Below are 23,362 nucleotides of genomic sequence, written 5' to 3' on the forward strand. Positions count from 1 at the left end.
ACGGTCCGCCGGGCAATCGCCCTTTCTGTCCCGGTTGTCCGGGCCGGTCCGATGGCGGTCGACCTGCCGGACCGCTCCCCCGGCGGGCCGAGCCGGCGCGGCCGGCGGGCCGCATCCGAGTCAGGGACGTAGGCTGACGGACGTGAGGGACAACAGGGACGGCAGCACCAGGCACATCGGGGGCACCACCGCGCGGCTCCGGACCGCCCGGCTCAGCCGTGGCACGCACGCTGGGGGTAGGGCGTGACCGAGTTCGACGGGCTGCCCGAGCTGCGCTCGCCGGTCGCGATCGCGGCCTTCGAGGGCTGGAACGACGCGGCCGACGCCTCCACCGCGGCGGTCGAGCACCTCGAACAGGTGTGGCAGGCGCGCCAGATCACCGAGCTGGACCCCGAGGACTTCTACGACTTCCAGGTGAGCCGACCGACGATCACGATGGCCGACGGCGAGACCCGCCGGGTCGAGTGGCCGACCACCCGGTTCATGCGGGCCAGCCCGGACGGTACGGACCGCGACGTCGTGCTGATCCGGGGCATCGAGCCGAGCATGCGCTGGCGCACCTTCTGCGAGCAGGTGCTGGAACTCTGCCACAGCCTCGAAATCAACCGCATCGTGTTGCTCGGCGCGCTGCTCGCCGACGTGCCGTACACCCGGCCGCTGCCGATCAGCGGCAGCGCCTCGGACAAGGACGCCGCCGAGCGCTACCAGCTCACCCCGACCCGCTACGACGGCCCGACCGGGATCGTCGGGGTACTGCACGACGCCGCCACCCGGGCCGAGGTCGACGCCGTCTCGTTCTGGGTGCACGTGCCGCACTACGCCAACAACCCGCCCTGCCCGAAGGCGACGCTGGCCCTGCTGCACCGGGTCGAGGAGGTGCTCGACCTGCCGGTCCCGATGTCGGAGCTGGCCGAGGAGGCCGCCGAGTGGGAGCAGCGGGTCCGCACCGCCGCCGAGCAGGACGCCGAACTCGGCGAGTACGTCCGAGAGCTGGAGGAACGGGTCGGCGATGCCGGCATCCAGCCGCTGACCGGCGACGAGATCGCCCAGGAGTTCGAGAAGTACCTGCGCCGGCGCGGCGGCTCCGCCGGCCCCACCGCCGGTTCCTGGTGACCACCGCCAGCTCCCGGTGAACACCTCGGGTCCCTGGTGACCGCTGCCGGCTCGCCGACGGTCCGCCATCGGTGAGCCGGCCGGGCCAGGTGCCCTCGGAAATCCCACCGACCGGAGATCTCCGTTTTCGGCGTGACCTTTCCGCGTGCCGGTTGCCCGGCGCACACCCCGTACGGCATCCTAGGAACCTAGCGTTATCGCCGGATCATGTCCTGGACGGAGGAGCGGTGCAGATCAACCCCGGAGCGGCCGAGTTCCCCCACCGGCAGATCGCCGGCCAGTTGCGGGCGAGGATCCGGGCGGGTGACTGGGCGGCCGGTGAACGGCTCCCCTCCATCCCCGCCATCGCCGAGATGTTCGGGGTGGCCAAGCAGACCGTGCAGCGCGCCATCGACCAGCTCCGGGTGGAGGGCGTGCTGATCACCAAACCGGGCTCCGGGACGTACGTCCGAGGAACCCGGCGCCGGCTCAACCGGCTCTCCCGAGGCCGGTACGGCGGTCACCGCGGCTACCACGCCGACCTGGCCGCCCGGTACCGGCAACAACTGGTACAGGTCGGCCGGGCACCGGCCCCGCCGGAGGTCGCCGACGCCTTCGGGGTACCCGACGGCACCGAACTGGTCGTCCGGCGGCACCTGGTCCGCACCGAGGAGGTGCCGGTGGAGGTCGGCGCCTCCTGGTTCCGTACCGACGACGCCGCCGGGACCAGCCTGGAACGGATGGAGGCGTACGGCCGGCCGCTCTACCAGGAGGCCGAGGAGGCGATCGGCCGGCGCTACGTCTCGGCGACCGACCAGATCAGCGCCCGGCAGCCGAGCCGGGAGGAGGCGGAGATCCTCCAGATCCGCCCCGACACGCCGGTGCTGCACCTGCTGCACGTCGCCTACGACGCCAGCCACCGGCCGATCGAGGTGGCCCAGGCGACCTGGCCCGGCCCGATGACCACGCTGACCGAGCAGTACCAGGTCCCGGGCCCGGCGCCGGAGGCCGACCCGGACCCGGGACTGGTGCTCGGCTGAGCGGTGCCCCGAGGTCCCCTCCCGGAACGGAGGGGACCTCGGGGGCGGTCAGAGCTTGATGCCGAGCAGCGCGTCGACGGTGGCGGCCATCAGGTCCGGCGCGGCCGGATCGGCACCGGACCCGGCCAGCGTCGCATCCGCCCAGCGGTCCACCAGGGCCAACGCGCCCGGCGTGTCCAGGTCGTCGGCGAGCCGTTCGCGTACCCCGGCCAGCAGCTCCGGGCCGGCGGGCCCGGACGGCGCCGCGGCGGCCTCCCGCCACCGGGCCAGCCGCGAGGTGCCGTCCTTGAGCAGGTCGTCGGTCCACTCCCGGTCGCTGCGGTAGTGGCCGGCGAGCAGCGCCAGCCGCACCGCCATCGGGTCCACGTGGTCGGCCCGGAGCCGGGAGACGAAGACCAGGTTTCCCTTCGACTTCGACATCTTCTCGCCGTCCAGGCCGATCATCCCGGCGTGTACGTAGTGCCGGGCGAACGGCTCCGCCCCGGTCAGCCGCTCGGCGTGCGCCGCCGAACACTCGTGGTGCGGGAAGACCAGGTCGTTGCCGCCACCCTGGACGTCGATGGTCTCCCCGAGCAGCGCCATCGCGATCACCGCACACTCGATGTGCCAGCCCGGCCGCCCGGGACCCAGCGGACCGCCCTCCCAGGCCGGTTCGCCGTCCCGGGCGCCCCGCCAGAGCAGCGGATCGAGCGGGTCCCGCTTGCCGGCCCGGTCCGGATCACCACCCCGCTCGGCGAAGTAGCCGAGCATCTCCGCCCGGGAGAGGTTCGACTCGTAACCGAACCTCGGCGCGGCCGAGATGTCGAAGTAGACGTCCCCGGTGCCGTCGTCGAGCCGGTACGCGGCACCGTCGTCGAGCAGCACCCGGACCTTCTCGGCGATCGCCGGGATCGACTCGACGGCACCGACGTAGTGGGCGGGCGGGATCATCCGCAGCGCCTCCATGTCCTCCCGGAACAGCGCGGTCTCCCGCATCGCCAGGACCACCCAGTCCTCGCCGTCCCGTTCGGCCCGCTCCAGCAGCGGATCGTCGATGTCGGTGACGTTCTGCACGTAGCTGACCGGATGGCCGCCGTCCCGCCACACCCGCTGTACGACGTCGAAGGCGATCATCGTCGCGGCATGCCCCAGATGGGTCGCGTCGTACGGGGTGATCCCGCAGACGTACATCGTGGCCGGCCCGGAGGGACGGGTGGGGTGCACACCGCGGCGTGCCGAGTCGTACAGCGCGAGCTGCGGTCCCCTGCCCGGCAGCCGCGGAATCTCGTGACCCATCCAGGTTTCCATGGTCACCAGCCTAGTCAGCCGGACCGACGCGAATCCTCGGCGCGGCGGCGGGGGTGATCAGATCGACAGGGCCGCCCGACCCGCCGGAAACCCGGGACGGGAACGCTGGAGCGCGGCTCAGATCGGCGGCCAGGGGATGGCCGGCCACTCCTCGGAGGGCTCCGGAAACCGGGCCGTCGCCAGCAGCCGGTCGACCCGGCGCGCCAGCGCGGCGACCTCGCCGAGGGTCAGGTGCTCGGCCAGGCTCTCCCCCAGCGGGCCGCTCAGCCCCCGGGACAGCTCGGTGAGCATCTCCAGCGCGTCCGGCGGCAGGTCCCGGCTCGCCCAGCCCCAGAGCACCGTCCGGAGCTTGTCCTCGAAGTGGAAGCAGACGCCGTGGTCGACACCGTAGATCCGGTCGTCCGGCCCGACGAGCACGTGGCCGCCCTTGCGGTCCGCGTTGTTGATCACCGCGTCCAGCACGGCCAGCCGGGCCAGCCGGGGGTCGTCGGCGTGCGCCAGGGCGTACGGGGCGCCGTCCTCGTCCCGGGCGGCCGCGACCCGGAACCACCGGGCCGGCAGGCTCCGGGCCGGTACGAAGCCGACCAGCGGCTCGGCCTGCTCCGGCTCGTCGATCCAGAGCTGGCAGGCGCCGGGGCCGAGCGGACCGTCCCGCAGAATGGTCGGCGGGACCAGGTCCCACCCGGTGGCCCGGGAGAGCAGGTAGGCGGAAACCTCCCGGCCGGCCAGGGTCCCGTCCGGGAAGTCCCAGAGCGGCCGCTCACCCCGGATCGGCTTGTAGACGCAGCGGACGGTCACCCCGTCCAGGGTCAGAAACCCCCGCAGCGTCGTGTTGGAGGCGTCGACCAGCCGACCCTCCAGCTCGAATTCGCCCCCCTCCAGGAGGCGCAGCGCGTCGCTCTCGTCCAGCACGGGTCGCAGTTCGGAGGAGGTCACCGGGGCGGTCCCGGCGGCAGCACGGCGACCGTCACCGGTGGTAGCCGTTGTGTCGGGGACAGAGGTGGCCGGCCGGGTCGAGCGGCTGGCCGCAGAGCGGACACGGCGGCCGGCCCGCCGCCACCACCCGGCGGGCCCGCTCGATGAACTCACGGGCCGCCTGCGGGGTCAACCGGACCCGGAGCCGGTCGAGGTCGTCGTCCGGCTCCTCCTCGTCCTCGTCGACCTCTTCCTCGCCGCCGAGTTCGACCTCCGCCTCGGCCTCACCGGCCGCGATCGCCTCGATCACCACCGTCGCGGTGTCGACGTCGAAGGCGAGACCGAGGGTGCCGACCCGGAACTCCTCGTCGACCGGCGTGTCCAGCGGCTCGTTGTCGGAGGTGACCGGGGGCGGCTCGGGCAGCTCGACACCGAACCGCCGGTGCGCCTCGGTCAGCAGCTCCTCCAGCTTCTCGGCCAGCAGCGAGACCTGGACCTTCTCCAGGGCGACGCTGACCAGCCGGCCGCCGCCGCGCGCCTGGAGGAAGAACGTCCGCTCACCCGGCGGACCCACAGTTCCGGCGACGAACCGCTCGGGCGGCTCGAATGCGTGCACCTGGTGGGTCATACCCCCGACCCTATCCGGCCCGCTACCACACCGTGCAGCCCACCGACCCGAATCACCGTACGCCCCGGTCCGGTCGCTGCGGGGCGCCGCCCGGTCACCGCTGCCGCCCGTCGGGACGACCCGATCCGGCGCCGGCCACGCCCACCCCACCGCCGACCGCCGCGTCCGAGGAGACCGCGCGGGCGCGGCGGCGCCGGGCGGGGCGCGGCGGGACCAGGCTGGTCAGGTCGCCGCCGGTGTCGTTGAGCCGCAGCACGAACGGACGGACCGGGGTGTAGCGGATTCCGGTCACCGAGCCCGGGTCCGCCACGATCCGCTGGAACTGGTCCAGGTGTACGCCCATCGCGTCCGCCACGATGGCCTTGATCACATCGCCGTGGCTGCATGCCAGCCAGACCGCGTCCGGCCCGTGCTCGGCGGTGATCCGGGCGTCCCAGCGGCGTACCGCCTCGACCGCCCGGGCCGCCATCCCGGCCATCGACTCCCCGTCGGGGAAGACCGCCGCGCTCGGGTGCTGCTGCACCACCTGCCACAGTGGATCCTTCGCCAGCTTCTTCAGCGGCTGGCCCTGCCAGGCGCCGTAGTCGCACTCGACGAGCCCCTCCTCGACCGCCGGTACGGCGTCGGGCAGCGCCAGCTCCAGCGTCTGCCGGCACCGGATCAGCGGGCTGGTCACCACCGCCGCCAGCGGGATCACCCGGAGCCGGCCGCCCACCGCCGTCGCCTGGGCCCGGCCGGTCTCGTCGAGTTCCACGGGTTGCCGTCCGGCCAGGCCGCCGTCGGCGTTCGCCGTGGTCCGGCCGTGTCGGAGGAGCAGAAGGGTCGCCACGACCACACCCTACGTTCCGGCCGTCCGGCAGCCTCCGCGAGCCGCCAGGTCCACCGGCCGGACCCGAGAGCCGCCGCCCGGGGCCGGACTCGGGTGGCGGCCGGCGGTCCGGCCGCCGGCAGCCGTCGGCGGGGGTGGGTCAGGTGGCGCTGATCGTACCGGTCAGCAGCAGGGCCAGGACCAGGCTGCCCAGCGCCACCCGGTAGAGGACGAAGACGTAGAGGGTGTGGTGCGCGACATAGCGCAGCAGCCAGGCGATGGCGGCGTAGCCGACCCCGAAGGCGATCACCGTGGCCACGATCATCTGCGCCGGGGTCGGGATCGAGCCGCCGCCGCTGGTGTCGAAGACGTCGGGAAGGCTGAAGACCCCGGACATCACCACCGCCGGGATGGCCAGCAGGAACGAGTACCGGGCCGCCGCCTCGCGGGTCAGGTTGAGGAAGAGCCCGGCGGTCAGCGTGCCGCCGGACCGGGACACCCCGGGGATCAGCGCCATCGCCTGGGCGAAGCCCATCACGATGCCGTCCCGCATGGTGAAGTTCTCCAGCCGGCGGGTCTGCCGGCCCCAGTACTCGGCGAAGGCGAGCACGAAGGCGAAGACGATCAACGTGGTGGCGACCAGCCACAGGTTCCGGGCCGCCGTCCGGATCTGGTCCTTGAAGAGGAAGCCGAAGACGCCGATCGGGATCGAGCCGATGATCACGTACCAGCCCATCCGGTAGTCGAGACTCGACCGGACCGAGGAGTCCCAGATCCCGACCACCCAGACCCGGGTGATCCGCCAGATGTCCTTGGCGAAGTAGAGCAGCACGGCCGCCTCGGTGCCGAGCTGGGTGACCGCGGTGAACGACGCCCCGGCGTCCTGGTCGAAGAAGATCGCCGAGGTGATCCGCAGATGACCCGACGAACTGACCGGCAGGAACTCGGTGAGGCCCTGGACGATCCCCAGGACGATTGCCTCGATCCAGCTCACCCGCGCACCCCGCTCGTCCCCGTACCCCGCCGCCGCGCCGCCGGCCCGTGCTCGCCGCGCCCGCTCACTCGCCGACCCCGGCGAGGTCCAGCGCCTCGGCGCAGGTACGCAGGGTCTCGATCCCGCTCTCCGCGTCGGCGACGAAGAGGGTCAGCGAGAGCGTGGTGACGCCGGCAGCGGCGTACTCGCGCATCCGGTCGGCGATCCGCTCCTTCGGGCCGAGCAGGGAGGTGCGGTCGATGAACTCCAGCGGTACGGCCGCAGCCGCGTCGCGCTGCCGCTTCGCCAGGTAGAGGTCCTGCACCTCGCGGGCGGCGTCGCCGTAGCCCATCCGGGTGGCGAGCTGGTTGTAGAAGTTCTGCTCGCGGCTGCCCATCCCGCCGACGTAGAGCGCGGCGTACCAGCGGACCAGTTCGGCGCAGGCGGCGACGTCGTCACCGACCACCACCGGCACGCTCGGCACCACGTCGAAGCCGGCGAGTTCCTTGCCGACCTTCGCCCGCCCGGCGGTCACCGCGCCGAGCTGCTCGGCGGCGAACTCCGGGGCGTAGAAGATCGCCAGCCAGCCGTCGGCGATCTCACCGGCGAGTTCGAGGTTCTTCGGCCCGACCGCGGCCAGGTAGATCGGGATCTCCTCGCGCGGCGGATGGAAGCCGAGCCGGAGCGCCTTGCCGGGGCCGTCCGGCAGCGGCAGACGGTAGTGCACGCCGTCGTACTCCACCGGCTTGCGGGCGATGGCCAGCTTGACGATGTCGACGTACTCCCGGGTCCGGGCCAGCGGCTTGGCGAAGCGCACCCCGTGCCAGCCCTCCGAAACCTGCGGGCCGGAGACGCCGAGACCGAGTCGGAACCGGCCGCCGGAGACCGCGTCGATGGTGGCGGCGGTCATCGCGGTCGCCGCCGGGCTGCGCGCCGGGATCTGCATCACCGCCGAGCCGACGTCGATCCGCTCGGTCTGCCCGGCCAGCCAGGCGAGCATGCTGGGCGAGTCCGAGCCGTACGCCTCCGCCGCCCAGACCACCGAGTAGCCGAGCCGGTCCGCCTCGCGGGCGAGGGCGAGATGGTCCGCCGGAGTACTCCACGCCGTCTGGTATCCGAGGCTGAGCCCGAGTCGCACTGCTTCTTCTCCCCCATCCGTGGCGCAAGTCGCATCAGGGTACGCAATGACCCCGGACCGCCCTCCGCTGACCCGCCGATGCCGGACCCGTGCCTGGGCGTCGTTTTTGTACCTCTCGACCCGCAACGGGATGGCGGGAGCGAGGATATCGGCGGAGCGATGTTCTGAATAAGGTTCAACCATGCAACAGCGACCGCTCGGCCGAAGCGGGCTGGCGGTTTCCCGGCTCGCGCTCGGCACCATGACCTGGGGTCGGGACACCGATGCGGACGACGCTGCCGCCCAACTGAAGAGTTACCTGGACGCCGGGGGCAACATCGTCGACACGGCCGACGTCTACGGCGACGGTGACGCCGAGGCGGTGATCGGCTCGCTGCTCGGCACCCTGGTCCCCCGGGACGACCTGCTGATCGCCACCAAGGCGGGGCTGCGGCCCGGTCCCGGCCGCCGCCGGGACACCTCCCGGGGCCACCTGCTGCGCACCCTGGACGCCTCGCTGCGCCGGCTCGGCACCGACCACGTCGACCTGTGGCAGGTGCACGGCTACGACCCGGCCACCCCGCTGGAGGAGACGCTGGGCGCGCTGGACCACGCGGTGACCAGCGGCCGGGTCCGGTACGTCGGCGTCTCCAACTTCTCCGGCTGGCAGACCGCCCGGGCCGCCACCTGGCAGGCGGCGTTCCCCGGCCGGACGCCGGTGGTCGCCGCCCAGGTGGAGTATTCACTGCTCGAGCGCGGCATCGAGCGGGAGCTGCTGCCCGCCTGCGAGGAACTCGGGCTCGGCGTGCTGCCCTGGTCACCGCTGGGTCGCGGGGTGCTGACCGGGAAGTACCGGCACGGCCGCCCGGCCGACTCCCGGGCCGCCTCGGCGCACTTCGAACCCTTCGTCGCCCGCTACCTGGAGCCGCGCTGCTCCAGCATCGTGGAGGCGGTGGCGACCGCGGCCGGCGGCCTGGGCGTGTCACCGCTGGAGGTGGCGCTGGCCTGGGTCCGGGACCGGCCCGGAGTGGTCGCGCCGATCCTCGGCGCCCGCACCGTGGGGCAACTGCTCGGCGCGCTCCAGGTGGAGCGGATGACGCTGCCGCTGGAGATCACCCGGGCCCTCGACGACGTCTCGGCCGTCCCGGTCGGCTACCCGGAACGGGACAGCTGACCCCGGAGGGGGACACCGCACGCCACACCCGCGGGGAAGGACTGGTGTCGCCCCGCGAGCGTGGGCAGGATAGAGGACATGGACTACGAATACGCGCCATTGCGGTTACCGCCGAATGTCGACCGGAAGACCGCAATGGCGCAACTGGCGATCCAGGCCGAGTTCTCCGGCTGGGAGCTGGCCCGGGTGCGACTGTTCCGTGACGGCACCCGACAGGTGGTGCTGCGCCGCCGGGTGGCCAACCAGTCGCAACCGGGCCTCTCCTACTGAACCACCCCTACCGGGCCCGCTCGGTCTCCTCGTCGGCGTCCGACAGGAACGGGTGCTCGTCCAGCCGACCGACGAGCCGGTCGTCGGCCCCCGGCGTGAACGGTCCGCTGCTGTCCTCGTCGTCGAAGGACTCCAGGTCGAGCGGGACGGATACCTCGCTGACCATCACCACGCCGTCCAGCGGCTCCAGCTCCGGGATGTCCAGGGCGCCGAGCGACCCGTCCCCGGTCTGCAACAGCTCCAGCACGGCCTCGCCGACACCCTCCACCACCGGCGACTCCTCGTCCTCCGGAACGGCGGCCCGCCGGGCGGCCTGGGCCACCCGGAGCAGGGCGGCGACGCTCGGCACCCGGTAGTCGCGCCGGTGGCGTACCGAGAGGACCAGCGGGTGCGGGTCGCTCGGCTCGGCGCCGTCGACACCGCCCAGACCCACCCCGAAGCGCTCGTCCGCCTCGTCCGGGTCGATCGCCTCCACGTCCCACGGCGTGACCTCGCCGAAGGCGTCGAGCAGTTGCTCGTCGTACTCGTACGACGCGTTGTTGAGCTCGACGTACGCCTGCCAGACGGCGTCGTCGTCGATCCGGCCCTCGGCGGCCCGGACGGCGGCGAGGTGCGCCCGGGCGGTCTCGATGACCCGCTCCAGGGCGGCGTCCAGCTCGGCGTGCTGGTCGGTCATGGTGTGGCCTGTCCCTTCGCTGCGATGTCACCGGCCCGCCGAGCCCGGCGCGGGCGGAGAGTCGATACGCCGACGCGGCCGGGGCTGGGTGGACCGGGACTGGGTGGAACCGGAAGTAGATGGATCAACCGGGGAACCGTAGACGAGTGCCGCCGGATGTGCCAGGCGGACGGGTGGTCAGCTCTGCCGGAGGAACCGGTCGAGCACCCGCACGCCGAACTGTAGTCCGTCGACCGGCACCCGCTCGTCGATGCCGTGGAAGAGCGCGGAAAAGTTCAGATCGGCCGGCAGCCGCAGCGGCGCGAAGCCGAAACAGCGGATGCCGAGCTTGGCGAAGGCCTTGGCGTCGGTGCCGCCGGAGAGCATGTACGGCACCGGCCGGGCGCCCGGGTCCTCGGCCCGCAACGCCGCCGCCATCGCGTCGACCAGGTCGCCGTCGAAACTTGTCTCCAGCGCCGGCTGCCGCTGGACGTGCTCGATCTCGATGTCCGGCCCGATCACCTCGCGCAACTGCTCCATCAGCAGCTCGGACTGGCCGGGCAGGCTCCGGCAGTCGATGGTGGCGCTGGCCCGGCTCGGGATCACGTTGTCCTTGTAGCCGGCGGCCAGCCGGGTCGGGTTGGCGGTGTTCCGGACCGTCGCGCCGATCAGGTTGGCGATCGGCCCCAGCTTGGCGATCGCCAGCTCCGGGTCGTCCGGGTCGAGTTCGATGCCGAGCGCCTCGGAGACCTGCTCCAGGAACGCCCGTACGGTCGGGGTGACCACGATCGGGAAGCGGTGCCGGCCGACCCGGGCCACCGCCTCGGCCAGCGCGGTGACCGCGTTGTCGTCGTGCACCATGGAGCCGTGTCCGGGGCGACCCCGGGCGTGCAGCCGCAGCCACTCCAGGCCCTTCTCGGCGGTCTCGATGAGATAGAGCCGCAGGTCCGGGCTGACCGTGTAGGAGAAGCCGCCGACCTCGCCGATCGCCTCGGTGGCGCCCTCCAGCAGCTCGGGATGGCGTTCGACCAGGAAGTGCGCGCCGTACTCGCCGCCGGCCTCCTCGTCGGCGGTGAAGGCGAGCACCAGGTCGCGGGGCGGGCGTACCCCGGTGCGCTGCCATTGGCGCACCACCGCGAGGACCATCGCGTCGAAGTCCTTCATGTCGATGGCGCCCCGGCCCCAGAGGTAGCCGTCGGCGATCTCGCCGGAGAAGGGGTGCACCGACCACTCGCTCGCGTCGGCCGGTACGACGTCCAGGTGCCCGTGCACCAGCAGCGCGCCCCGGCCCGGGTCGGTGCCGGGGATCCGGGCCACCAGGCTGGTCCGGCCGGGCGCGGACTCGCGCAGCTGGGACTCGACGCCGACCTCGGCGAGCTTGCCCGCCACGTACTCCGCGGCGGCCCGTTCCCCGACCGTGGTCTCGGGGTCGCCGGTGTTGCTGCTGTCGATCCGGAGCAGGTCCCGGCAGAGTTCGACGACCTCGTCGGCGGCGCTCGGGTGGGTGGACGCGGACTCGCTAGTCATGCGGTTCTTCATACCAGCCGGGCGGCTCCGCGCGTCCCGCCCCCACCCGGTGTCGGGTTTCGCCATCTGGGCCGGCGGGTACCTGCGGGTGTCCGCCGAACAGCGCCGGTCGATGGATGGACCGGACCGGCGGACCTGGAGTGAGGAGGCCAACCGTGAGCGTGCCACTGCCGCCGCTGCCCCCGACCGGTGACGAGGAGGACTACCGGCCCGGCGGGCGCAGCATGGTGGAACTGCTCGCCGAGGAACACGACCAGATCGCGGCACTCTGCGGGGAGCTGACCGGGGAGATCGCGCCGGAGCGGCGCAGCCAGGTCGCCGAGGTGCTGACCGCGACCGTCGCCCGGCATCTCTCCGGCGAGGAGCAGTACCTCTACCCGACAGTGCGCAGCGCCCTGCCCGACGGTGGACCGCTGGCCGACCGGGAGCTGGCGGCGGACACCGACGTGCTGCGTACGCTGCGGGAACTCGCGCAGGTCACGCCGACCGAGCCCCGGTTCGCCGAACTCGCCGACGAGGTCACCGGGCAGCTCCGCCGGCACGCGTCGACCGCGTCGACGGAGATCTTCCCGGCGCTGCGGGCGGCGGCCAGTGCCGCCGAACTGATCCGGCTCGGCAACCGGGTGGAGATCGCCGAGGAGGCCGCGCCGACCCGGCCGCACCCGGACGCCCCGACGACGCCGCCGTGGAACCGGGTGGTCGAACCCGCGCTCGGCGTGGTCGACAAGGTACGCGACGCGGTGAGCGGCCGGCCGACGTACGCCGAGGACCTGACGCCACCGGCGGCCACGGCGACTCCCCCGGCGGCGACCTGAACCTCCGGCGGAATGGCATGATCCTGCTCGGCCCGGCGCGGACCCCGCGTCGGGCCGGGCTGCGTTACCGGACGGAGGTGCGGCGGTGCGAGACGCGTTGGTGGTCCGGGGCGGCTGGGAGGGGCACGTCCCGGTGGCCGCGACGGAGGTGTTCCTGCCGTTCCTCCGGGACGCGGGCTTCACGGTGGAGGTCCACGACGACCTGTCCGTCTACGCCGACCCGGACCGGATGGCCGCCGCCGACCTGGTGGTGCAGTGCTGGTCGATCGGGACGGTCAGCGACGAGCAGGCGGCCGGGCTGATCGCGGCGGTCCGGGCCGGTACCGGGTTCGCCGGCTGGCACGGCGGGATCGTCGGCGCCTTCCACCACAACGCCTATCACCAGCTCACCGGCGGCGTCTTCGTGCACCATCCGCCGGGCTTCCTCGACCACGAGCTGACGGTGCTGCCGGAGCGGGCCGACCATCCGATTGTCCGTGGCATCGGGACGGTACGGCTGCACACCGAGAAGTACTGGGTGCTGACCGATCCGCTCAACGACGTACTCGCGACGGTGACGTTCGAGCCGGAGCCGGTTGCGGAGGTGAGGGCGGCGGAGCGTACCCCGTGGGACCGGTCGGTCACCCTGCCGGCGGTCTGGACCAGGTCCTGGGGCGCGGGCCGGGTCTTCGTCTCGACGGTCGGGCACAAGCTCGACGACCTGACCCTGCCACCGATCCGGACGATCACCGAACGGGGCATGCTCTGGGCCGCCCGTCAGAATTAGGTGTCCGTTCGGTTGCAGTTTGGGTTTCCTTTGGGGGATCTTTCACTAGTCAAAGGTCTAGCCGTGAATCCCTTTCGGGTCCTACCGTCACGCTATGAACCTGGAGCTGCGGCACCTCAAGGTGGTCTGCGCGATCGCGGAGACGGGCAGCGTGACGAAGGCGGCCTCGACCCTGGGCCTGGCACAGCCCGCGCTCACCGCACAGCTCCAGCGCATCGAGCGGACTCTCGGCGGCCCGCTGTTCGAGCGGGATCGACGCGGCGCCCGACCGACCGCGCTGGGTGAGCTGGTGCTGGCCCGGGCCCGGGTGCTGCTGCCCGCGATGAAGGGGTTGCAGGACGAGGCGGCCCGGTTGGCCGGTACCGGCACCACGATGACCCGGTTCCGGTTCGGCGGCGTGAACAGTCCGATCCTCGGTGGACTGGTGCACCGGCTCGCCGCCGACCAGCCACACGCGCAGATCAGCACCCACGCGTCCTGGTCGGTGGACGAGCTGGCCCAGATGGTGCTCAGTGGCCGGCTCGACTTCGTGCTCTCCGGGGTCTGCGGCGACGCCGTACCGTCGGCGGAGTTCGGGCTGACCTGGCGGGCCGTGGCGATGGACGCCGTCTTCGTACTGCTGCCGGAGGCGCATCCGCTGGCCGCCAACGACGAGGTGCACCTGGCGGCGCTCGCCGGGGAGCGCTGGGCGGCGGCACCCGGAGACGGCTGCTTCGCCGACTGCTTCGTGGCGGCCTGCGCCCGGGCCGGCTTCACCCCGGCGAAGATCTACGAGACCGACATCCGCAGCTGCATCGACCTGGTGGAGGCGGGCGAGGCGATCGCGCTCGCCCAGGCCACCTTCCGGCCGGTCTCCGGGCTGGTCACCCGCCCGCTGGCGAACACACCGCTGCGCTGGCGGCTGCTGCTCGGCTGGCACCCGGACGCCCCGGCGGCCGGCATCGCCGACCGGGTGCTCGGGCACGCCATCGCCGCCTACACCGACTCGCTGTCCCGCAACCCGAACTACCTCGCCTGGTTGGCCCGGAACCCGAACTTCGGCCCGCAGGACCTGGCCGCCGCCTGACCGCCGGCCGCCGCCGGACCGCCTGGCCGCCACGTGACGCCTGGCGGCCGGCCCGTCGGCCGGTACCGGCCGGGCAGGTCAGCCGGGGGCGACCCGCCGGGTCAGCCGCCACCAGATCCCGAGCTGGCCGACCGCCAGGGCCAGGGCGAACGGCAGCAGGGTCCAGACACCCACCCGCTGGGCGATGGCGCCGGCCAGCCAGGGGAAGACCGCCCCGCCGATCACCGAGACCCCGTTCAGCACACCGATCGCGGTCGGCACCAGACGGCTGGCGGTCAACCGGGGCACCATCGCCATCGCGGTCGGGAAGAGCGGCCCGAGGAAGAAGCCGAGCAGTACCAGTGCGACGCTCGCCACCGCCGCGACCGGCACCGCCCAGGCGAGCAGGGCACTGGCCGTGACCCCGAGCAGGCAGCCGGCGCTGGTGGCCGCCGGAGTGAGGCCGGCCCGGGTGGCCAGCGGACTGATCAGGAAGCGTCCGGCGGTCAGGCCCAGCCAGTAGCCGCTGACCGCGTAGCCGGCCAGCACCGTCGACTGGTCGTAGCCGTCGACCAGCAGGCTGAAGCCCCAGTTGCCGACGCTGATCTCGAGTCCGACGTAGACGGCGAGGAAGACCGCGGCCAGTACCACCGCCGGCTGCCGCAGCGCCGCGCCCAGCAGTCCGCCGCTGCCGGGACGATCGGGCGGAGCGGCACCGCCGGGCGGCGGGCCGTCGACCGCCACCGCACCGCCGTCGACCGCCTCGGCACCGTCGGCGGCCGTCGGCGCCGGGCCGTGGTCCGGGCCGCGCCCACGCGGGTACGCCCAGAGGAAGCCGAGGACCAGCGGCAGTCCGGCCAGGGCCAGTACCAGCCACACCGCCGTCCACGGCAGCGAGCGCAGCATCCAGGCGGCCAGCGCGGGTGCGAGCAGCGCACCGACGCCGAAGAACGCGTGCAGCCGGTTCAACAGTGTCGTCGCCCCGGGCAACTCGCTGAGGTGGGCGTTGAGTACCGACTCCAGTACCCCGATGCCGTAGCCGGCGAGCACCTGGACGGCCACCAGGGCCAGGAACGGCGGCCGGAGCGCCGTGTAGAGGGCGGCGAGCACGAAGGCCCCGCCGCCGACGGCCAGCGCGGCCCGGGTACCGAGGCGGTGGATCAGGCCGCCGGTGGTGATTCCGGCCAGTAGGAAGCCGGCGGAGAAGGTGAAGAAGGTGATCCCGATGGTGGCCTTGTCGACCCCGTAGTCGTCGATCTGGGCCGGCAGCAGCACGCCGCCGACCCCGGCGCTCAGGCCGACCAGGACGAAGGCGGCGTAGGCCAGCAGGACCACCGGCCGCCGGGCGGGGCGGGTGACGGGCAAGGGGGCTCCTCGGCGGCCTGCGGTGCACGCTGCGCGTCGACGGTTCGATCGGGCGCCCAAGATTACGAGGCGCCGGCACGGAGCGGAAGATCCGTCCGGCCCACCGGCAGGGGGCGGTATGAGCTAGTCGGGATATACCCCGGTCGATCGTGGCCGGATACCTTGACGATGCCCTGCCCGACCCAGAACCACCGGTACCGAGGCGGCCGTCGACATCGCCCCGGCCGGCGGGACTGACCCCCGGTCGGCGGGGCACCCGCCACCGTGCGCCGTCCGGTTCCGGGCCGGACGGCGTACGGCCCGACCGGCCGCGATCGGCACCGCCACCTGCGACGGACTGGTGCGAAGCGGCCGGGAGCGGGTACCGGTACCGGCATGACCGACATGATCCCGCCCGAGGACGACCGGGAGACCGTACGCCGGATCGCCGCCGCGCACACCGCCGCCTCCCGCGACGTGGAGGCGTTCCTTCGCCGGGTACCGGCGCTGCCGAGTCCCGAGGACATCGCCGAGTACGCGGCGCTGCTGGCCCGGGAGGAGGCGCTGCGCACCGAGCGGGCCGACGCCGCCGACGCGGCCGGACTGAACGTGCCGTCGATCGGCGGCGCGTAGTCCGCCCGGCACGACCCACCGCGCCGGTCTCCGTGTGAGGGCGACCGGCGTGGTCGGTCGGGTCGTACCGACTACCGCTCGATCAGCGGGTCGTGGCCGAGGTCCAGCAGGGCCCGCCGCCACTGCTCGTCGGTCGCGCCGTTCGGCGGTCGGGTGTCGATCAGGTCCTGGATCTCCCCGACCGTCTCCCGCATCAACTGGATGTCGCCGTCGGTCAGGTCGACCTTGCGCTTGCCCAGGATTTTGAGGATCTGCCGGCCGGGTTCCGGCAGTCCGAGATCCGGGTCGGCGCCGAACGCCTGCTCGCCGGAGCCCTGGGTCAGCAGCCAGCTACGAAGCTGCTCCGAGGTGACGTTGACGCAGCTGTGGAAGTCCTGCCACAGCTGCTCCACCTCCGGCTCCACCCGTTGCTGCCGCGCCATCACGCCTCCTCCGCCGACGGCGACGCGGTTCGGTCCGGCTCCTCCTCGGTACGGTTCCGGTTCCCCCGCGGCGGCTGGGGACGCGCCGGGCCTCCGGCGGCCGGCGGTCGCAGTACCGCGTCGGTCTTCGCGCTCTTCTCGCGGTTCTCCTCGGGCTGGCTCACGTCGTTCTCCTCCTCTCGTCCCGGACCCCGGCCGGCGGGTCGTACCGGCGGGTCCGGGTCTGCGGTCATCGGGAGTCCGGTGCGGTGGCTGGGCGCGGGTCCCAGGCTGCCGGCCAGCGGGCGCGGTTTCCGGCCGGGCCCACCGGCCCGGCAGGTCCGCGCTCCGGGCGAGCCGCCGGCCGGCCGTCGGCTCATCGGCGGTGCGTGGCGGTGGCCGGGCTGCGTCCGCCGGGCCGCTCCGCCGACACGTCGAAGGTCAACTGGCCGTCCACGGCGCCGACCGTGACCCGCTGCCCCGGCTCCACGGTCCCGTCCAGCAGCATCCGGGAGAGGCGGTTGTCGACCTCCCGCTGGATCGTCCGGCGCAGCGGCCGGGCGCCGAACTGCGGTTCGTAGCCGTGCTCGGCGATCCAGTCCACCCCCTCCGTGGTGAACTCGACCCCGATGTCCTGGGCGTGCAGCCGCCGGCGGGTCTCGTTCAGCAGCAGCTCGGTGATCTGCCGAAGCTGCTGCGCCTCCAGCCGACGGAAGATGATCACCTCGTCGATCCGGTTCAGGAACTCGGGACGGAACTGCTCCTGCAACCGGCGCATCAGCCGGTCCCGCAGCTCGCTGTTCTCCTCCTCGGCGGCGTTTTCCGCTCCGCCGCCGAAACCGACGCTGCGCTGGGTACCGGTGATCAGCTCGGAGCCGAGGTTGCTGGTCATGATCAGTACGCTGTTCCGGAAGTTCACCGTCCGGCCCTGGCTGTCGGTGAGCCGCCCGTCGTCGAGTACCTGCAACAGGATGTTGAAGACGTCCGGGTGCGCCTTCTCGATCTCGTCCAGCAGCACCACCGCGTACGGGCGGCGCCGGACCGCCTCGGTGAGCTGACCCGCCTCCTCGTAGCCGACGTACCCGGGCGGGGCACCGACCAGCCGGCTCACCGTGTGCCGCTCCTGGAACTCGCTCATGTCCAGCCGGACCATCCGGTCCTGCTCGCCGAAGAGCGCCTCGGCCAGCGCCCGGGCCAGCTCGGTCTTGCCGACCCCGGTAGGGCCGAGGAAGAGGAAGCTGCCCATCGGCCGGTCCGGGTCGGCCAGCCCGGTACGGGACCGCCGTACCGCCTCGGCGACCGCGCTCACCGCGTCGTCCTGGCCGACCACCCGCTCGTGCAGGTGCCCCTCCAGCCGGAGCAGCCGGTCCCGTTCCTCCTCGGTGAGCTGGCTGACCGGGATGCCGGTGGCCCGGGAGACCACCTCGGCTATCTCCTGCGGCCCCACCTCGGGCACCGCCGGCTGGTCGCCGTTGCCGTTCGCCACGTGCAGCCGCTCGCGGATCTCCTGGAGCCGGTCGCGCAGTTCGGAGGCGCGCTCGTACTGTTCGTCGGCGACCGCCTGGTCCTTCTCCCGGCGTACCTCCTCCAGCTCCCGTTCCAGCTCCCGGACGTCCCCGGCCGGCGTCCGGGTACGCAGCCGCACCCGGGCACCGGCCTGGTCGAGCAGGTCGATGGCCTTGTCCGGCAGGAACCGGTCGGTGACGTACCGGTCGGAGAGTTCGGCGGCGGCGACCAGTGCCTCGTCGGTGAACCGGACCTGGTGGTGCGCCTCGTAGCGGTCCCGCAGCCCGCGCAGGATGGCGACGGTGTCGTCCACGGTGGGCTCCGGCACCAGTACCGGCTGGAACCGCCGGGCCAGCGCGGCGTCCTTCTCGATGTGCCGGCGGTACTCGTTCAGCGTCGTCGCGCCGATCACCCGCATGTCGCCGCGGGCCAGCGCCGGCTTGAGCATGTTGCTGGCGTCCATCCCGCCCTCGGCACCGGCTCCGCCCGCGCCGACCAGGGTGTGCAGCTCGTCCAGGAAGATGATCAGCTCGTCGCCGTGTGCCCGGATCTCGTCGATGACCTTCTTCAGCCGCTCCTCGAAGTCGCCCCGGTAGCGGGTGCCGGCGACCAGGCCGGCGAGGTCGAGTTGGACCACCCGCTTGCCGATCAGCGTCTGCGGCACGTCACCGTCGCAGATCCGCTCGGCGAGCCCCTCGACGATCGCGGTCTTGCCGACCCCGGCCTCGCCGATCAGCACCGGGTTGTTCTTGGTACGCCGGGACAGGATCTCCACCGCCTGCTCGATCTCGTCCATCCGGCCGATCACCGGGTCGATCCCGTCGGCCTGGGCCAGGTCGGTGAGGTCCTGGCCGTACTGGTCGAGGGTCGGGGTGCCCCGGTCCGGCTTGGCGCCGCCGTTCCCGCCGCCGCTGGCGCTGGCCGCCTGCAACGACTGCGGCTGGATCCGGCCCGCCGCCAGCATCCGGCCGGCCGGCGACTCGGGGTTCAGTGGCAGGGCCATCAGGATGTGTTCCGGCCCGATGTACGAGGCGCCCATCGCCCGGGAGAGCTGGTGCGCGTCGAGCAGCGCCCGCTTGGCCGCCGGGGTGAGGGACATGTTCGACGGCACCTGGCCGTGCTTGGCCGGCCGCTCCACCCGCTGCTCGCCGCCGAGCGCCCCGAGCAGCGCCTCCGGGTCGGCACCGGCCCGGCTGAGCAGGTCGCGCAGGGGTTCCCGTTGCAGTGCGGCCCAGAGCAGGTGGTCGGTGTCCAGGTCGCTGCTGTTCGCCTGTGCCGCCCGGCGTGCCGCGTCCGCGAGCATCTCCCGGGCGTCCGCGGTCATCAGCCTGGTGATGTCGACCCGCTGCCCCTGCCGGCGGCTTTCTCCCCGGCCGAAGTAGCGGGCGAGGAACTCGTCCCACGGATCGGGGCCGAAGTCGCCGGGTCCCTGCGTCATCTCTTGTCCCCCTCACGGGCGCGGGCACTGGCGTCACCTCGGCTACCCGGCGGAAGGCCCGACAAACGCGCCCTAACCACAGGTGGGGCGGCTGTGGTGGCAGGCTGGGCGGGTGGCAGTCGAACCTCTCCTCGTCGTGGACGCCGCCAACGTGGTGGGTTCCCGTCCGGACGGCTGGTGGCGGGACCGGGCCGGGGCGACGGCACGGTTGCGGGACCGGCTCGCCCCGATCGCCCGGCACGGCCTGCCCGGGCTGGCCCCGCCGGTGGCGGTGGTGCTGGTGGTGGAGGGTGCGGCGCGCCGGGTGGAGCCGGCCGAGGGCGTCCGGGTGGTCGCCGCGGAGGGCTCCGGCGACGACGCCATCGTCGACCTGGTCGGTGCGGAGGGCACCGGCCGGAGCTGCGTGGTGGTCACCGCCGACCGGGCGCTGCGGGACCGCGTCACCGCGCTCGGTGCGCAGGTACGCGGACCGCGCTGGTTGACCTCGCCGCCGGAGCCGGTGACGGAGAACTGACCCCGGACGGCCTGGAAGTTGCGGCGTGCTGGGCTCGCCGGTGGCCGCCAGACAACTGTCGGAGATCCGACTGAGTAATCGTTCGGTGACACAAAGTGGGAGGAAGCGGGGCGGGTGCCCCGGTCCGGCGGGACCACCTGGGAACGGACAGCGGGGCAGCAAACGCCCAGGGCGCCGCAGCGCGCTGATCGGGATAAGCTCTAATTAGAGCCTTCCCGCCCCCAGGAGGTTTCGCCGTGGCGAGTGTCGCCGAGCTGAAAGCGGCCATCGACGCCGCACTACAGCAGATCGGCGACGGCCAGGCCGCGGTACAGGCCGCCAGCGACAAGCTCGCCGAGGCCCAGCAGACCCTGGCCGGGGCGCTGGAGGGGAGTGGACACTCCACTGTCGACGCGGCGCAGGCGTCGCTGTCGCAGGCCGCCCAGGAGCTGGAGGAGTGCCTCGCCGCGACCCTCGCCGCCGTCGAACACGCCCAGCTCTACGTCTCGACGCTGTAGAGCAGCGGATGTCCATCATCGAGGAGTTGGGCGCCCGGGTCCGGGCCGCCTCCGACGAGCTGCCGGTCGAGCTGGTCATCAAGGCACTCGACCACCTGAAACTCGCCTCCGAGCGGCTGCGCTGGGTCCGGCAGGAGTCGGCCGACCCGATGGGCGTACCCGAACTCTCCGCCGCCACCGAACACCTGGAGACGGCCGGGCACGCGCTGCGGCTCGCCCAGGACCAGTTCGCGACGTACCTCGCCGCGATCGGGCTGGGCCGAGACGGCCCGCCCGCCGCCGGTCCGCAGCGGCCGGCGGGGCGTCCCGGCACCCGGGGCCCGACCGACTCGTCCGGTCCGGTCCGGCGGGCCGCTCCCGCCGCGACCGGCGGCTGGTGGTCGGTCCGGGTCGCCGAACTCTTCGACCGGCGGGACACCCCGGCGCCCAAGCCGGACCGTGAGATCACCGACCCGGAGGAGTTGCTGCGCCGGGTTACCAGCGGGGTCCGCTCCGGCGACCGGACCCGGCTGCACACCGAACTGCGCGCCGTGGAGGCGAACGTCGGGCTGGGCCTCGCCTCGGTCGCCCCGCCGATGCTGCGGGACCTGGCGACCACCCTGCTCGGCCACCCGCCCCGGGCGGCGGACCTGCCGAGGCTGCGCCGCGAGGTCACCGGCGGGGTCCAGGACCTGGTGCCCAACCTGCCACCGGGGGTGCTCGACACCCTGCTGAGCCGCCTCTGCCGGATGCCGCCGCCGAAGGAACCGGTCGAACAGCCGCACCCGGCCGACCCGGCGGTCGCCGCCGGAGTCCTCACCGGACTGCTGATGCGCCGCCTCGGCCTCGACCAGCGCCCCGTCACCGCTCGCGCACCCCGGGACACCCATGCCTGACCTACGGACCCAGCTCGTCGACCGGGTCCGCACCATGCTGTCGCACGCCCTGGGCGCGTCCCGGGCCCGGCTGACGGCGGCGCGGACCGAACTCGGCGGCGCACAGGACCGGCTGCGCCGGATCCGGGACGCCGCCGCCCGGGTACCCGGCCGGGTCGGTGCGGAACGGGACCGCCGGGTGGTGGAACTCTCCGACCGGTACGCGGCGGAGATCGGCCGGCTCGCCACCCGGGCCGCCGAGGCCGCCGCCCGCGAGGCGCCCGGTGCCGCCGGTACGGACTGGGCCGGCTGGCAACCGACCCCGGTGATCCGGGGCGAGGCACCGGGACCGCTGCGGATCGGCACCGTACGGGTCGACGGCAGTGTGCCCGTACCGGCGCTGGTGCCGCTGCTCGACGTCGGCCACGTACACCTTTCCGGGGGCGACCGGGGTGGCTGCGACGCGGTGGTCGCCGCGCTGCTGCTCCGGGCGCTGGGCCGGGCCGATCCCGGCGCGCTCCGGCTGGTCGGCTACGACCCGGAGCACCTCGGTGGCGGGCTGGCAGGCTTCGCCCCGCTCTCCACCGCCGGGCTGCTCACCTTCGTCGGGCCGGGTGGCCTGGCGCGGCTCCTCGACGACCTCGTCGACCAGATCCGCCGGATCAACGAGACGGTGCTGGCCGGCGAGTACGCCTCGCTGCGCGAGCTGGCCGCGGCGACCGGCCGGCGCCCCGAGCCGTGGCGGGTCGCGGTGCTGCTCGGCGGCGACGAACTCTCCCGGCACGAGCGGGGCCAGCTCGACCGGGTGGCCCGGACCGGCGCCGCCTGCGGCGTGCACCTGGTGGTACGCGGCGTCGAGCTGCCCGACGGGCCGGACGTGCACCGGGTGGTGGTCGACGACGGCACCGCCTGGCTGGACGCCTGCCCCGACCTGCCGGTGCTCCCGGACCCGGCCCCGCCGGCCGCGCTGGTCACCGAAACCTGCCGGGAGGTGGCGACCCGGGTCAACGCCGGTCCGCCGCCGACGCCCTTCACCGACCTGCTCCCGCCGGTCGACCAGATGTGGCGGGAGGACTCGGCCGCCGGCCTGGTCGCGCCGATCGGGGACGGTCCACAGGGCCGGCCGGTGACGCTGACCCTGGGCGACTATCCGCCGCACGCGCTGATCGGCGGACCCTCCGGTACCGGCAAGACCAACCTGATCTTCGCCTGGATCGGCTCGCTCGCCGCCCGGTACTCCCCCGCCGAGCTGGAGTTCTACCTGCTCGACTTCAAGGAGGGGGTGTCGTTCGCCCGGTTCGCCCAGGGCCGGCGCGACCCGAGCTGGCTGCCGCACATGCGGCTGGTCGGGATCAACGTCAACACCGACCGGGAGTTCGGGCTGGCCCTGCTGCGGTTCCTCGCCGAGGAACTGCGCCGCCGCGCGGACGCCGCCAAGCGGCACGAGGTGACCAAGCTGGCCGAACTGCGCGCGGTGGACCCCACCGGCCGCTGGCCGAGGATCGTCGCGGTGGTGGACGAGTTCCAGATGCTGCTGGCCGGCCGGGACGCGGTGGCCCGGGAGGCCGCCGACCTGCTGGAGGACCTCGCCCGGCGGGGCCGCTCCCAGGGCATCCACCTGGTACTCGCCTCGCAGGACGTCCGGGGCATCGAGGCGCTCTGGGGCCGGCCCGCGCTGGTCGCCCAGTTCACCCTGCGGATCGCGCTGCCCAAGGCGCTGCGCATCCTGGCCGAGCGCAACGACGCCGCCCAGGTGCTGCCCCGGCACCACGCGATCGTGAACGCCGAGTCGGGGATGTCCGAGGGCAACCAGGTGGCCCGGATCCCGGCGGCCAGCGACTGGGGCACCTGGAGTGACCTCCAGCACCGGCTGTGGCGGATGCGCCCGCCGGACGCGGCCCCGGCCCGGCTTTTCGACGGCGACGCGATCCCCCGGCTGGACGAGGCGCCGGACTTCGTCGCGCTGCGGCCGCCGGGCGAACCGACCCCGGTCGGAGCCTCCCGGGACCGGGCGGCCGGCGGTGCGATCTGGCCCGAGGGGGTCGGGCCGGAGCGGAGCGGAG

23 protein-coding genes and 1 pseudogene are annotated in these 23,362 nt (G+C 73.5%); 12 read left to right on the plus strand and 12 right to left on the minus strand.

Features of this window, described 5'->3' with window-relative positions; all coding sequences use genetic code 11:
- Positions 1-243 precede the first annotated feature (243 nt).
- A complete protein-coding gene (locus V1634_RS12515; protein ID WP_101366070.1) occupies positions 244-1,113 on the plus strand; it encodes a PAC2 family protein in 870 nt (289 codons plus the stop codon).
- 227 nt (positions 1,114-1,340) lie between these two features.
- The gene (locus V1634_RS12520) at positions 1,341-2,132 is read left to right on the plus strand and encodes a GntR family transcriptional regulator (RefSeq protein ID WP_331207943.1); all 792 of its coding nucleotides are present in this window, start codon (positions 1,341-1,343) and stop codon (positions 2,130-2,132) included.
- A gap of 48 nt (positions 2,133-2,180) precedes the next feature.
- On the opposite strand, the gene mshC is transcribed toward V1634_RS12520, so the two are convergent.
- From mshC to V1634_RS12550, 6 genes are all read right to left on the minus strand, one after another.
- Complete coding sequence (gene mshC, locus V1634_RS12525) at positions 2,181-3,419, minus strand: cysteine--1-D-myo-inosityl 2-amino-2-deoxy-alpha-D-glucopyranoside ligase (RefSeq protein WP_331207944.1); 1,239 nt, start codon at positions 3,417-3,419, stop codon at positions 2,181-2,183.
- Between the two features lie 117 nt (positions 3,420-3,536).
- Entirely contained in the window at positions 3,537-4,355 is an 819-nt protein-coding gene (locus V1634_RS12530; RefSeq protein WP_331207945.1) for an SCO1664 family protein, read from the minus strand.
- Positions 4,356-4,386: 31 nt separating this feature from the next.
- Positions 4,387-4,962, minus strand: coding sequence for a DUF3090 domain-containing protein (locus tag V1634_RS12535; protein WP_107259165.1), 576 nt, complete (start codon positions 4,960-4,962; stop codon positions 4,387-4,389).
- Between the two features lie 94 nt (positions 4,963-5,056).
- Entirely contained in the window at positions 5,057-5,791 is a 735-nt protein-coding gene (locus V1634_RS12540) for a histidine phosphatase family protein (RefSeq protein WP_331207946.1), read from the minus strand.
- A 139-nt stretch (positions 5,792-5,930) separates the two neighbouring features.
- Entirely contained in the window at positions 5,931-6,764 is an 834-nt protein-coding gene (locus V1634_RS12545) for an undecaprenyl-diphosphate phosphatase (protein WP_331207947.1), read from the minus strand.
- Positions 6,765-6,828: 64 nt separating this feature from the next.
- The gene (locus V1634_RS12550; protein ID WP_331207948.1) at positions 6,829-7,881 is read right to left on the minus strand and encodes an LLM class F420-dependent oxidoreductase; all 1,053 of its coding nucleotides are present in this window, start codon (positions 7,879-7,881) and stop codon (positions 6,829-6,831) included.
- Between the two features lie 181 nt (positions 7,882-8,062).
- Between V1634_RS12550 and V1634_RS12555 the strand changes: the two genes are divergently transcribed.
- The gene (locus tag V1634_RS12555; protein WP_331207949.1) at positions 8,063-9,034 is read left to right on the plus strand and encodes an aldo/keto reductase; all 972 of its coding nucleotides are present in this window, start codon (positions 8,063-8,065) and stop codon (positions 9,032-9,034) included.
- A 78-nt stretch (positions 9,035-9,112) separates the two neighbouring features.
- Positions 9,113-9,304: a DUF5703 family protein gene (locus tag V1634_RS12560; protein WP_101366076.1), complete on the plus strand. Its 192-nt coding sequence runs from the start codon at positions 9,113-9,115 to the stop codon at positions 9,302-9,304.
- Between the two features lie 7 nt (positions 9,305-9,311).
- Here the strand turns inward: V1634_RS12560 and V1634_RS12565 are convergent, their stop codons facing one another.
- Together V1634_RS12565 and V1634_RS12570 are read right to left on the minus strand one after the other, a co-directional pair.
- The gene (locus V1634_RS12565) at positions 9,312-9,980 is read right to left on the minus strand and encodes a hypothetical protein (RefSeq protein WP_331207950.1); all 669 of its coding nucleotides are present in this window, start codon (positions 9,978-9,980) and stop codon (positions 9,312-9,314) included.
- Positions 9,981-10,157: 177 nt separating this feature from the next.
- Positions 10,158-11,486: a M20/M25/M40 family metallo-hydrolase gene (locus V1634_RS12570; RefSeq protein WP_331207951.1), complete on the minus strand. Its 1,329-nt coding sequence runs from the start codon at positions 11,484-11,486 to the stop codon at positions 10,158-10,160.
- A 155-nt stretch (positions 11,487-11,641) separates the two neighbouring features.
- On the opposite strand from V1634_RS12570, the gene V1634_RS12575 reads away from it, so the two are divergent.
- The 3 genes from V1634_RS12575 (at position 11,642) to V1634_RS12585 (ending at position 14,133) form a co-directional block, all read left to right on the plus strand.
- A complete protein-coding gene (locus V1634_RS12575) occupies positions 11,642-12,301 on the plus strand; it encodes a hemerythrin domain-containing protein (RefSeq protein ID WP_331207952.1) in 660 nt (219 codons plus the stop codon).
- A gap of 85 nt (positions 12,302-12,386) precedes the next feature.
- The gene (locus V1634_RS12580) at positions 12,387-13,067 is read left to right on the plus strand and encodes a ThuA domain-containing protein (protein ID WP_331207953.1); all 681 of its coding nucleotides are present in this window, start codon (positions 12,387-12,389) and stop codon (positions 13,065-13,067) included.
- Positions 13,068-13,161: 94 nt separating this feature from the next.
- Positions 13,162-14,133, plus strand: coding sequence for a LysR family transcriptional regulator (locus tag V1634_RS12585; protein WP_331207954.1), 972 nt, complete (start codon positions 13,162-13,164; stop codon positions 14,131-14,133).
- 78 nt (positions 14,134-14,211) lie between these two features.
- On the opposite strand, the gene V1634_RS12590 is transcribed toward V1634_RS12585, so the two are convergent.
- Positions 14,212-15,477 (minus strand): MFS transporter, encoded by a 1,266-nt coding sequence (locus tag V1634_RS12590; protein WP_331207955.1) that lies wholly within the window; start codon positions 15,475-15,477, stop codon positions 14,212-14,214.
- A gap of 375 nt (positions 15,478-15,852) precedes the next feature.
- Between V1634_RS12590 and V1634_RS12595 the strand changes: the two genes are divergently transcribed.
- Positions 15,853-16,089 carry a hypothetical protein gene (locus tag V1634_RS12595; protein ID WP_331207956.1) on the plus strand — a complete coding sequence of 79 codons (237 nt, stop codon included), beginning with the start codon at positions 15,853-15,855 and terminating at the stop codon, positions 16,087-16,089.
- 71 nt (positions 16,090-16,160) lie between these two features.
- Here the strand turns inward: V1634_RS12595 and V1634_RS12600 are convergent, their stop codons facing one another.
- The 3 genes from V1634_RS12600 to V1634_RS12610 all read right to left on the minus strand — a co-directional run bounded on the left by V1634_RS12600 (position 16,161) and on the right by V1634_RS12610 (position 19,434).
- Positions 16,161-16,511: a DUF3140 domain-containing protein gene (locus V1634_RS12600; RefSeq protein WP_331207957.1), complete on the minus strand. Its 351-nt coding sequence runs from the start codon at positions 16,509-16,511 to the stop codon at positions 16,161-16,163.
- Positions 16,511-16,675 (minus strand): hypothetical protein, encoded by a 165-nt coding sequence (locus V1634_RS12605; RefSeq protein ID WP_331207958.1) that lies wholly within the window; start codon positions 16,673-16,675, stop codon positions 16,511-16,513. Before V1634_RS12605 ends, V1634_RS12600 begins: the two co-directional genes overlap by 1 nt.
- A gap of 191 nt (positions 16,676-16,866) precedes the next feature.
- On the minus strand, positions 16,867-19,434 hold the full coding sequence (locus V1634_RS12610; protein ID WP_331207959.1) for an ATP-dependent Clp protease ATP-binding subunit: 2,568 nt from the start codon (positions 19,432-19,434) through the stop codon (positions 16,867-16,869).
- 112 nt (positions 19,435-19,546) lie between these two features.
- On the opposite strand from V1634_RS12610, the gene V1634_RS12615 reads away from it, so the two are divergent.
- The 4 genes and pseudogenes from V1634_RS12615 to V1634_RS12630 all read left to right on the plus strand — a co-directional run.
- Positions 19,547-19,948, plus strand: coding sequence for a PIN domain-containing protein (locus tag V1634_RS12615; RefSeq protein WP_331207960.1), 402 nt, complete (start codon positions 19,547-19,549; stop codon positions 19,946-19,948).
- A 236-nt stretch (positions 19,949-20,184) separates the two neighbouring features.
- Positions 20,185-20,445: a hypothetical protein gene (locus V1634_RS12620; protein ID WP_107259179.1), complete on the plus strand. Its 261-nt coding sequence runs from the start codon at positions 20,185-20,187 to the stop codon at positions 20,443-20,445.
- Positions 20,446-20,453: 8 nt separating this feature from the next.
- Entirely contained in the window at positions 20,454-21,320 is an 867-nt protein-coding gene (locus V1634_RS12625) for a hypothetical protein (protein WP_331207961.1), read from the plus strand.
- Positions 21,313-23,289, plus strand: a pseudogene (locus tag V1634_RS12630) (FtsK/SpoIIIE domain-containing protein); the annotation flags it as partial. The gene V1634_RS12625 and the pseudogene V1634_RS12630, both read left to right, overlap by 8 nt.
- Positions 23,290-23,362: the final 73 nt, after the last annotated feature.

Source organism: Plantactinospora veratri (assembly GCF_036421995.1).
Lineage (GTDB): Bacteria > Actinomycetota > Actinomycetes > Mycobacteriales > Micromonosporaceae > Plantactinospora > Plantactinospora veratri.